Here is a 10,976-nt window from a genome sequence, read left to right on the forward strand (position 1 = left end):
TAGCATTGGAATAGCAGGTTTGGTTAGGTTTTCAACAGAGCAAGATAGGTTCTAATCAGTCGCAAGCGATTGTTCCGCGAACCCTTGCTGCTTCACGCATCGGTCCAGCTCCTTGAGCGTCTGCAGCAGATGCTTCATTCGGCCCAGCGGCCAGGCATTGGGCCCGTCGGACAACGCCTTGTCCGGGTTGGGATGGGTTTCCATGAACAGGCCGGAGATGCCGGCCGCGACCGCCGCGCGTGCCAGCACCGGCACAAATTCGCGCTCGCCGCCGGAGCGCGTCCCCTGCCCGCCGGGCAACTGCACCGAGTGCGTGGCATCGAATACCACCGGGCATCCGGTCTCGCGCAGGATCGCGAGCGACCGCATGTCGGAGACCAGATTGTTGTAACCGAAGGAAACGCCCCGTTCGCATACCAAAACGCGGTCTTTACCACCGGCTTCAATGGCCTTGTCCACGACATTTTTCATTTCGTGCGGGGCGAGAAACTGGCCTTTCTTGATATTGACCGGCTTGCCGGCCGCGACGACCGCTTGAATAAAATCCGTCTGCCGGCATAACAAGGCCGGCGTCTGCAACACATCCACCGCCGCCGCGACGGCGGCAACGTCCTCGATCTCATGGACGTCGGTAAGCACCGGCACGCCGATTTCGCGGCGTACCTTGGCTAGGATCGCGAGTCCCTGTTCCATGCCGAGACCACGGTAGGATTTCGCCGAACTGCGATTCGCCTTGTCGTAGGAGGATTTATAGATAAACGGAATGCCAAGTCCCTGGGTGATTTCTTTCAGCTGCCCGGCCGTGTCCAGCGCCAGCGCCTCGGATTCCACTACGCAGGGGCCGGCAATGAGAAACAACGGCCGCTCGATCCCTGCCTCGAAACCGCATAATTTCATGTCACGGCGGCCTGTGACCGGGGCAGCGTTTGGGTGCGGTGCGCCCGCGCCGCCTCGATATATCCCGTGAACAACGGATGACCGTCGCGGGGCGTGGAGGTGAACTCCGGATGAAACTGCACGCCCACAAACCAGGGATGGTCCGCCAATTCGACGATCTCGACCAGGGTTCCGTCAACGGATGTGCCCGCGAGCACCAGGCCTTTTTCCCGCAAGCTCTCGCGATAGTTGTTATTGAATTCGTAGCGATGGCGGTGTCGTTCGGTCACGGATTCCTTGCCGTAAAGCGCGCGCACGTGCGTGCCCGGAGCCAGCTTGCACTCCTGGCCTCCCAGGCGCATGGTTCCGCCGAGGTCACCGCCAACGTTGCGCTTTTCCTTGCCGCCCTCCGGAGTCGTCCATTCGGTGATCATGGCGATCACGGGATGCGCCGTCTTGGCGTTGAATTCCGTGCTGTGCGCGCCTTTGAGCCCGGCGACATTGCGCGCGAACTCGATCACCGCGACCTGCATGCCGAGGCAGATGCCGAGATAGGGAATCCCCTTTGTGCGCGCGTAGTTCACGGCCTTGATCTTTCCTTCCGTCCCGCGTTCGCCGAATCCGCCCGGCACCAGGATTGCGTCAACGTCCTCGAGCTGGGCCGTGCCCTGGCTCTCGATCAGCTCCGAATCCACGTAGCGGATGTTGACGCGCGTCAGCGTATGCAGTCCGGCGTGTTTCAGGGCTTCGGAAAGCGACTTGTAGGACTCCGTGAGGTGCACGTATTTGCCGACCATGGCCACGGTGACCTCGGCGGTTGGGTGCTCCATGGCGCGGACAACCTTGTCCCACTCGGAAAGGCTGGCCTTGCGTGTGTTGAGACGCAATTTCTCCACCACGATTTCATCCAGTCCTTGTTCGTGCAACAGGCGCGGAATCTTGTAGATATTGTCCACGTCGATGGCGGTGATGACGGCGCGCGGCGGGACGTTGGTAAACAACGCGATCTTGCGTCGGTCGTCATCGGGCAATGGGCGCTCGGCGCGACACAAAAGAATATCCGGCTGAATGCCGAGCGAAAGCAATTCCTTGACCGAGTGCTGGGTCGGCTTGGTCTTGAGCTCGCCCGCCGCGGCGATATACGGCACCAGGGTCAGATGCAGGTACACCACGTTGCTCGGGCCCTGCTCCGCGCCCATCTGGCGAATCGCCTCGAGGAACGGCTGCGATTCGATATCGCCCACGGTTCCGCCGATCTCGATCAGGGCCACGTCGGCCTCGTTCGCGCCCTGCTGGATGCAGCGCTTGATTTCATCGGTGATGTGCGGGATCACCTGCACCGTAGCGCCCAGGTAATCGCCGCGGCGTTCCTTGCGAATGACGTTTTCGTAAATTTTTCCGGTAGTGAAATTGTTGCGCTTCGTCATGGTGGTCCGGACGAAGCGCTCGTAATGCCCCAGATCGAGATCCGTTTCGGCCCCGTCGTTGGTGACGTAGACTTCACCGTGCTGATACGGGCTCATCGTGCCCGGGTCAACGTTAATATAAGGATCGAGCTTGAGTAGCGTGACTTTGAGGCCGCGTGCTTCGAGGAGGGTGCCCAGCGAGGCGGAGGCGATTCCCTTGCCCAAGGAGGAAACTACACCGCCGGTCACAAAAACAAATTTGGTCATTTGGGCCCGTTTAGCAGAAGTGTCGTGCTGCTGCAGAACGGAACGACAAGCTACCAGATGACGGCGATTTTCACAACCGCTTTATTTCGACCTACCGGATTTCTGCATGAACTCAAGCTCCAGTTTCCATCCCGCTTCATGCGTGCGCGCGGCAAAGGGCTCGCAAACCCAGCGATCGCCGATAGCCGCCAACTCGTCGTTGACATAAATCAGTGGCAAACGACCGCGCTCCCAGGGCGGCACGCCGGCTGCCTGCAACAATTTTTTCAGTTTATGGCGGTGCATCCGTCCGGGCAGCCGGCACACTTCACCGCCTTGACGCAATCCCACGGTCAGGAGCGATTTACCGATTCGCTCTTGCGATAACCCGGCACCTTGCGCCGACACCGCGCGCAATAATCCCACGCCGGGAATATTCAGCGGTTCCACCGGATTCCATGGCAATTTCAGCGCGGCATTCATTACCGGTTCGGGTCGGATCGCGACCAATGCATCACGATAACGGCGCACTTCCGCATCGGGCCAGCGCACCACCGACTGTCGCGTGCGCGGCTCGGCCTGAATTTGCACCAGCACCTGATCGAGATTCATGGCGGCGGGCGACTGAAACCCCTGCGTGCGCAGCCAGTAGCGGATCAGATTGCGCAGGCGCGGCGGCGGCAGTTGCCGCAAGGCCGCCACCGATAACGTGACCGTGTTTTGAATACGACAACGGTGCCAATCGGTTTCCGCCAATACCTCGAGGAGTCCGGATGCTTCCGCCGTCAAACTCGCCGCCCGCGCGATTTGCCGCGCGGCCCCCGGCCAGCGCGATTCGAGCAGCGGAAACACCCGGTGGCGCAAATAATTACGCGAAAACCGTGGATCGTCATTGCTGGCATCATCGATCCAATGAAGCTTTTCCTGCGTGGCATAAACCAGCAATTGGGCCCGAGTGAACCCCAATAGCGGGCGCGCCATCCGACCCTTGGAAAATCGGGTCATCGCCGGCATGGCGGACAGCCCCGGGACACCGGCGCCGCGCAACAATTGCAACAGCACGGTCTCGGCCTGATCGTCCAGATGCTGCGCGGTAAGCAGGACGTCGCCCGCTCCCACGTGACGCGCCAGGCAGGCATAGCGTGCCGCGCGTGCCGCCGCTTCCAGGCCGGACAACTTGATATCCGTTACCTGGATCCGTTCGCTGGCAAACGGAACGTTCAGTTGCTCGCACACCAGCTTGCAATGTTGCGCCCACGCACCCGACGCGGGCTGTAATCCGTGATCCACGTGTATGGCGCTCACATGCAATGACCGCTGTCCGCGTAACCGGCAGAGTGCGTGCAACAGCACGTGGGAATCCAATCCGCCGCTGAAAGCGATTTTTAACGGCGTGGCAGACGAAAGTCCGAGGCGGTGGAGCACATCGGCCAGGGCTTGAAGTGAAAACACCTCGGCGGTATTCGGCATGCGCCCTCCCGTGTCATCAATACCGCCGGGTTCATGATCAATGTTCTTCAAATTCACCGTAATGCATCAGCCGGTCGTAGCGTTGTTCCAACAGCCGTTCCAGCGGAATCGAACTCAATTCATCCAGCGAGCTGACCAGCGCCGACTTGAGTGACTTCGCCATCTCCTCGACATCCCGATGCGCGCCGCCCAACGGTTCGGGGACAATCTCGTCCACGAGACCCTGGCGATTGAGACTTTCCGCGGTGATGCCCATGGCTTGCGCGGCTTCGGACGCCTTGTCCGCGGAGCGCCAGAGGATGGAGGCGCAACCTTCCGGAGAAATCACGGAATACGTGGCGTACTGCAGCATCAACAACCGGTCACACACGCCAATGGCCAGTGCTCCACCCGATCCGCCCTCGCCGATCACGACACTCACGATCGGCGTTTTGAGACGCGCCATTTCATAAAGATTGCGCGCAATGGCTTCACTCTGTCCGCGCTCTTCCGCGCCCACGCCGGGATACGCCCCGGGGGTGTCGATCAGCGTGATCAACGGCAGGTGAAAACGTTCCGCCAGACGCATCAGGCGCAGCGCCTTGCGGTATCCTTCCGGACGCGGCATGCCGAAATTGCGCCGCACTTTTTCCCGGGTGTCCCGCCCCTTTTGATGCCCGATGACGACGAGGGGGCGGCCTTCCAGCCGCGCCAATCCGCCGACGATGGCCGCATCGTCGGAAAAGCACCGGTCGCCGTGCAACTCCTCGAAGTCAGTGACCAGGCGTTCCAGGTAATCAAGCGTGTACGGGCGCAGCGGGTGACGCGCAAGCTGCGAGATTTGCCACGGCGTGAGCGCGTGAAAAATGGATTCCGTCAGTTTGCGGCTTTTGGCGTGAAGCTTGGTGATTTCCTCGTTGAGGTTGATCGCTCCACCCTTGTCGGCGAAGCGCAGTGCCTCGATCTTGGCTTCAAGCTCGGCAATCGACTGCTCGAAATCGAGATAATTCTGGTTCATGGATGGGATTACGGCTTCAATTCCTATCAGCGGTACACCAGGTGGACATTGCGCTCTCCGGCCAGGCGCGAAAGCCGCTCGAGCAATACATTGGTCGGACTGATCTTCCACTCCTCGCCCAGCGCGATTTCGGCTTCCGCCCGCTGGCCGTGATAATGCAGATACACCGGGCAAGGTCCCTGCACCGAAGGACTGAGAATTTCTTTTAATTCATCGACGAACCCGTTGCCCGCGAGATCGGCATTGACATCGATAACCAGCCGCTTGCTGAACGTGGCGCGAGCCTTATCCATATTATAGAGCTTCTCCGCGGACATTTTGAAACCACCGGTATATTCGTCCACGCTCACTTGCCCTTCGACGACCAGCAGCGTGTCCTTGGCCAATAACTCGCGGCTCGACGAATAAAGCTCGGAAAATACCGCCAATTCCAGCCGTCCGGTACGATCGTCCAGCGTCACGAACGCCATACGGTCGCCGCGGCGGGTCTGCATGGTGCGCATGGCCACCACCAGACCCGCCACCACGATGGTTGCGGCGGTCGTGGGTTTGAGTTCAGCGATGGTGGCATCCGTGATGCGTTTAAGTTCATCCGCATACCGCGCGATCGGATGGCCGGTGAGATAAAGTCCCAGCGTTTCCTTCTCGCCTTCCAACCGCTGTTCCTCGCTCCACTCCGCGACATTCTCATAGGTATTTTTCCCGGACGGAGCAGTCGCAGCGCCGAATAAATCCACCTGACCGGCATCCAGGTTCCGGCTGTGTTGATCGGCGGCCGCGAGCGCCGTATTCAGCGACGCGGCCAATGCCGCGCGGTGCGTGCCGAGACCATCGAGCGCACCGGCACGAATGAGCGAATCGATGACGCGCCGATTTATCTTGCGCAGATCGATGCGTTTGCAAAAATCGTATAAATCCCGGAACGGGCCATCACGGTGGCGTTCTTGCAGAATGGCTTCGATGGCCGCCTCGCCGAGACCCTTGATGGCGCCGAGCCCATAGAGAATGCTCGAATACCGGCCGGGATCGGCATCCGTGGTTCCCGGGAGCGCGTCTCCGTGCACCGGCACGAAATGATATTCACAGCGGTTGATATCGGGCGGCAGAATCGTCAGTTTCATGTCACGGCATTCGGCGATCATGGTCACGACTTTATCGGTCTTGTCCATGTCGGATGACAGTACCGCCGCCATGAATGCCGCGGGATAATGCGCCTTGAGCCAGGCCGTTTGATAGGCGATCAGCGCATAGGCCGCCGAATGCGAGCGGTTGAAACCGTAACCGGCGAATTTTTCGATCAAGTCGAATATTTCGGTCGCCAAACGGGGGTTCACGCCGCGTGCCGCGGCGCCATGCACGAACACGTTGCGCTGCAGCGCCATCTCTTCCGGTTTTTTCTTGCCCATGGCCCGGCGCAGCAAGTCGGCGCCACCCAATGTATAGCCCGCGAGCTCCTGGGCGATCTGCATCACCTGTTCCTGATACAGGATCACGCCGTAGGTGGGTTTCAGCAATGATTCCAGCGTCGGGTGCGGATACTTGATGCGTGCCCGTCCGTGCTTGCGATTGATGAAGTCATCCACCATGCCGGACTGCAACGGGCCGGGACGGAACAAGGCCACGAGCGCCACGATTTCCTCGAATTTATCCGGCTGCACGCGCTGGATCAGATCCTTCATGCCGCGAGATTCAAGTTGGAACAGGGCGGTAGTGCGACAGGATTTAAGCAAGGCATACGTCGCGGGATCGTCGACGGGGAGTTGCTCGATGACAAGCGGCGGCTCGCCGTGATTCGCGCGCGCGGCGTTGATGGTCTTGACCGCCTTGTCGATGATCGTCAGCGTGCGCAATCCCAGAAAATCGAATTTGACGAGACCGAGTTTTTCGACGTCTTCCATGTCGAACCCCGTCACCGTCTGTTTGCCGCCCTGCTCGCAGTATAGCGGCATGAAGTCGGTGAGCGGTCCCGGCGCGATAACGACGCCACCGGCGTGCTTGCCGGCGCTGCGCGCGAGGCCTTCGAGGCGGCGCGCGGTATCGAGCAATGCGCGCACGTCTTCCTCGCTTTTGTAGCGGTCCGCAAGTTGCGGTTCGATTTCCAGCGCGCGCTCGAGCGTCATGCCGATTTCGAACGGAATAAGTTTGGCGATTTTGTCCACGTAACCGTAAGGATGATCCATGGCGCGGCCCACGTCGCGCACCACGGCTTTGGCCGCCATGGTGCCGTGCGTGATGATCTGCGCCACCCGTTCGTGACCATAACGCCGGGTTACGTATTCAATCACTTCATCCCGCCGTTCCATGCAGAAGTCCACGTCAAAATCGGGCAGCGATACGCGCTCGGGATTGAGGAAGCGCTCAAACAGCAAGTCATGCTCGATCGGGTCGAGTTCGGTGATGCCGAGGCTCCAGGCCACGAGCGAGCCGGCGCCACTGCCGCGCCCGGGTCCGACCGGGATACCGTTTTTCTTTGCCCAGAGGATGAAATCCGCCACTATCAGAAAATAACCGGGAAAACCCATGTTACTGATGGTGGTGAGTTCCAGCGCGAGACGTTCGGAATAAACCTTGCGCTTCGCTTCACGCACGGCTTCGGGGATCAGCTTCAACCGCGCTTCAAGACCGACCTGCGAATCACGGCGCAGCAGATCATCGATGGTCATGCCATCGGGGACGGGATATGCCGGAAGATAATAGCGCCCAAACTCCAAGCGCAGGTTGCAGCGGCGGGCGATTTCAATCGTGTTTTCGATCGCCTCGGGGATATCCTGAAACAGCTCGGCCATTTCTTCGGGACGGCGGAAATATTGCTGCGCGGTGAAGCGACGTGGCCGGCGGGCGTCGGTCAGCACGCGGCCGTCCTGGATGCACACCCTGACCTCATGCGCATCGAATTCTTCCGGTTGCAAAAACACGACATGGTTTGTCGCCACCACCGGCAGCGACAATCTGTGAGCCAGTGATACGGCGGCGTGATTGTAATCTTCCAGGAACGGTTGACCGGTGCGCTGCAATTCAAGATAAAAACTTCCCGGGAACCAGTGTTGATAGCCTTGGGCGATTTCCGCCGCCGCCGATTCGTTGCCGGAAAGCAGCGCCTGGCCGATATCTCCTTCGTGCGCTCCGGACAGCGCGATCAATCCTGACATCGGAGCTTTGAGCCAGGATTTATTCAAACAGGGCTTCCCGGAATGCTGACCTTCCACGTAGGCGCGCGTGAGCAGGCGGCACAGTCGATGATAGCCTTCGATGTCCCGGCAAAGCAGCACCAACCGATGCGGCTTGTGCGGATCAGCCGGGTTGTCCAGCCACACGTCCGCCCCGATGATGGGCTTCACCCCCGCCTGACAAGCCGCCTGATAAAATTTGATTGCCCCGAAAAGATTGGCGAGATCCGTCAGGGCCACCGCCGGCATGTCGAGATGGGCGGCGGTTTTGACCAGATCATCAGTACGGACGATGCCGTCCGTGAGGGAAAATTCCGAATGTACGCGCAGATGGACGAAAGATCGGCTCACGCGGGTATTTCACCGTAAATTCACCGGTCAGGGAAGCAGGATATTTTTCCCGCGGTTTGCGCGTTTTTCGCTTGTTTCATTAGGAATTTCCGGTTGTCAAGATATAATGTTAAGTAGCAACATCCACAGCATGGCGCAAGCAGCTGAAACTGAATAAATGAGTATTGACGAAGTCTTGGCGAATCCCCGTGTCAGGCAATGGCTGCCTGGAGTTCTTAATGGCGCGATGCTGTTGTTGCTGACGGCGAGCATGGCCCATTGGACCTGGCTGCTTGCCAAGCCGCCGCTGCGTCCGCTCGTTATGGCGCCAACAACCCTCGCGGCGTCACCGGGCGACTTTTCCGTGCAGCCGCTGCTGTCGGCTCACCTGTTCGGACAAGTCAGCCAGGCGTTGACGGAAAGACGTCTGGATAATCTTCCGATCAGCAGCCTGAATCTGATTTTGACTGGCGTGATCGCCTCGGCGGGCGGCGGCTATGCGCTGATTTCCGCCAATGGCCAGACCCAGGAACCGTATGCCGTCGGTGACACCATAACCGCCGGCGCGATGCTGCAGGCGGTCTTCCCTGACCGCGTGGTGATCCGGCGCAACGGCATCCTGGAAAGCCTGATGCTGGTGGGCGCTGAAAAATCGAACGTTGATCAGAGGGCGTCGGTTCCGGCGGCATCCCGGGTGGCATCCAATGTCAGCGGCATTGTAAAGGAGACATCGGCCAATCATTTCACGGTGCAACGCGAGAACCTCGCCGCGCAGATGCGCACGCCGGAATTCTTGCGACAGGCGACCGTGGTGCCCGCCAGCGATGGCGGCTTTCTGGTGCGTCATATTCAGCCGGGAAGTCTTTACGAAAAGCTGGGCATACGCATGGGCGATGTCATCAAGACCATCAACGGGCAACCGGTCAATACGCTAGAAGATGCGATCCAGCAATATCAACAGCTGGAAAATATTACCGCGGTGCAAATGGAAATTAACCGTGGTGGCAAAATCGAGCAGCTGTATTACCAATTTGCCCAGAACTGATTAATTTCGAAGACGGTTAACGTGAAAAAACCAAGGACATTCAGCCTCCGGCACTACAGCATCGTGATCCCGCTATCGATGATGACGGGCATCCTGCTGGTCATATCGATATCCCGGGCCGCCGAAGTGACGCCGCTCCCACCGCCTTCCTCGCCTTACGAACGCGTCGCCCCGGGCGCCGCGCGGCAACCGGCGCCACCCGTCCCGCCGCCGGCCGCATCCGGTACGGTGCCCGTTACCCGGCAAAGCCCAAGGCCCGACGCACCGGCCGTGCCAGCGACGGGCTCCAGGACTGCCGGAGAACCGACGCTGCGTCAGGGACAAATGATGTTCAATTTCCAGGAGGCGGATATTCAGGCGGTGGTGAAAACCGTATCACAGATCACGGGAAAGAATTTTCTGATCGATCCGCGCGTCAAGGGAAAACTCACGATCATCTCCACCCAGCCGGTTTCCCGGAATGCGATTTATCAGATCTTTCTCGCGTCGCTCAAGGCGCAGGGATTTACCGCCATCGACAGCGCCAGCGGCTTGATCAAACTCGTTCCGCTGGCGGAAGCCAAACAAAGCGCCTCGGTCACGACCGGAACGGCGCCGCGAGGCGGCGAACAAACCATCACGCATGTGGTCACGGTGGAGCATGGTACCGCGGCGCAACTCGTCCCGGCGTTGCGTCCACTCATGGCGCCGACCAGCCAAATCTCGGTGTACCCGCCCGCCAACACGCTGATCATCACGGACTATGCGGACAACATCCGCAACCTGCTGCACATCATCGATATTCTCGATCAACGCGGCGCGGGCGAATTGGCCATCATTCCCCTGAAACATGCCTCCGCACTGGATATCGCGGAAGTTCTCGTGAGACTGTATCCCAACGTGACGCAATCCACCGGCGCGCCCACTCCCCAGGCGGCCGCCGGTGGCGATGCCGACCGGGTGACCATCATGCCGGATCTGCGCACGAACAGTTTGCTGGCCCGCGCCGAGAACATCGGAACGCTCAACGATTTGCGCGACCTGGTCGCGAAACTGGACGTGCCGGCGAAAATCGGCGGCAACACGCGAGTCGTGTATCTGCGTAACGCGGAAGCCACCAAGCTGGCTGAAATTCTCCGTGGATTGATGGCCGGCGAAGCGCGCGTCCAGACTGCGGCGGCGGCAATTCCCGGACGTCCGGCCGTCGCGGCGTCCAGGCCGGCGGGCGAAAGCTCGCAAATCCAGGCCGACGAGGCCACCAATTCGCTCATCATCAGCGCGTCGGATGCCGTGTTCAACAATCTGCGCGCGGTAATTGACAAGCTCGATGTGCGCCGTGCACAGGTATTCATCGAGGCGCTCATCGCCGAAATCACCACCGACAAGGCCTCGCAATTCGGATTCCAATGGGCGGCGGGCGACAAGGCCGGTGGCGGCGCCGTCGGCGCCGTTACGAATTT

General features: G+C 59.9%; 7 protein-coding genes. 2 read left to right on the top strand and 5 right to left on the bottom strand.

What is annotated here, in order from left to right; translation table 11 throughout:
• Window positions 1-51 precede the first annotated feature (51 nt).
• From kdsA to dnaE, 5 genes are all read right to left on the bottom strand, one after another.
• Window positions 52-897 carry a 3-deoxy-8-phosphooctulonate synthase gene (gene kdsA, locus WD823_RS10915; protein ID WP_368429529.1) on the bottom strand — a complete coding sequence of 282 codons (846 nt, stop codon included), beginning with the start codon at window positions 895-897 and terminating at the stop codon, window positions 52-54.
• Window positions 894-2,549: a CTP synthase gene (locus tag WD823_RS10920; protein ID WP_368429530.1), complete on the bottom strand. Its 1,656-nt coding sequence runs from the start codon at window positions 2,547-2,549 to the stop codon at window positions 894-896. The genes kdsA and WD823_RS10920 overlap by 4 nt, the downstream gene beginning before the upstream one ends.
• Window positions 2,550-2,630: 81 nt before the next feature.
• Window positions 2,631-3,998 (bottom strand): tRNA lysidine(34) synthetase TilS, encoded by a 1,368-nt coding sequence (tilS, locus tag WD823_RS10925; RefSeq protein WP_368429531.1) that lies wholly within the window; start codon window positions 3,996-3,998, stop codon window positions 2,631-2,633.
• Between the two features lie 37 nt (window positions 3,999-4,035).
• The gene (locus WD823_RS10930; protein WP_368429532.1) at window positions 4,036-4,995 is read right to left on the bottom strand and encodes an acetyl-CoA carboxylase carboxyltransferase subunit alpha; all 960 of its coding nucleotides are present in this window, start codon (window positions 4,993-4,995) and stop codon (window positions 4,036-4,038) included.
• 26 nt (window positions 4,996-5,021) lie between these two features.
• Complete coding sequence (gene dnaE / locus WD823_RS10935; protein ID WP_368429533.1) at window positions 5,022-8,513, bottom strand: DNA polymerase III subunit alpha; 3,492 nt, start codon at window positions 8,511-8,513, stop codon at window positions 5,022-5,024.
• A gap of 157 nt (window positions 8,514-8,670) precedes the next feature.
• Here dnaE and WD823_RS10940 point away from each other — a divergent pair, with 157 nt between their 5' ends.
• Together WD823_RS10940 and WD823_RS10945 are read left to right on the top strand one after the other, a co-directional pair.
• Window positions 8,671-9,537, top strand: a complete 867-nt coding sequence (locus tag WD823_RS10940) for a type II secretion system protein N (protein WP_368429534.1) — start codon at window positions 8,671-8,673, stop codon at window positions 9,535-9,537.
• A gap of 21 nt (window positions 9,538-9,558) precedes the next feature.
• Window positions 9,559-10,976, top strand: a 1,418-nt coding sequence (locus WD823_RS10945) for a secretin N-terminal domain-containing protein (protein WP_368429535.1), incomplete at its 3' end; no start/stop codon positions are given.

Source organism: Sulfuricaulis sp. (genome assembly GCF_040901545.1).
GTDB lineage: Bacteria > Pseudomonadota > Gammaproteobacteria > Acidiferrobacterales > Sulfurifustaceae > Sulfuricaulis.

Excerpts from the sequence above, each read along its gene's own strand:
- WD823_RS10940 (WP_368429534.1), top strand. The coding sequence starts at position 8,671 with ATGAGTATTGACGAAGTCTTGGCGAATCCCCGTGTCAGGCAATGGCTG.
- WD823_RS10920 (WP_368429530.1), bottom strand. The coding sequence starts at position 2,549 with ATGACCAAATTTGTTTTTGTGACCGGCGGTGTAGTTTCCTCCTTGGGC.
- WD823_RS10930 (WP_368429532.1), bottom strand. The coding sequence starts at position 4,995 with ATGAACCAGAATTATCTCGATTTCGAGCAGTCGATTGCCGAGCTTGAA.
- tilS (WP_368429531.1), bottom strand. The coding sequence starts at position 3,998 with ATGCCGAATACCGCCGAGGTGTTTTCACTTCAAGCCCTGGCCGATGTG.
- kdsA (WP_368429529.1), bottom strand. The coding sequence starts at position 897 with ATGAAATTATGCGGTTTCGAGGCAGGGATCGAGCGGCCGTTGTTTCTC.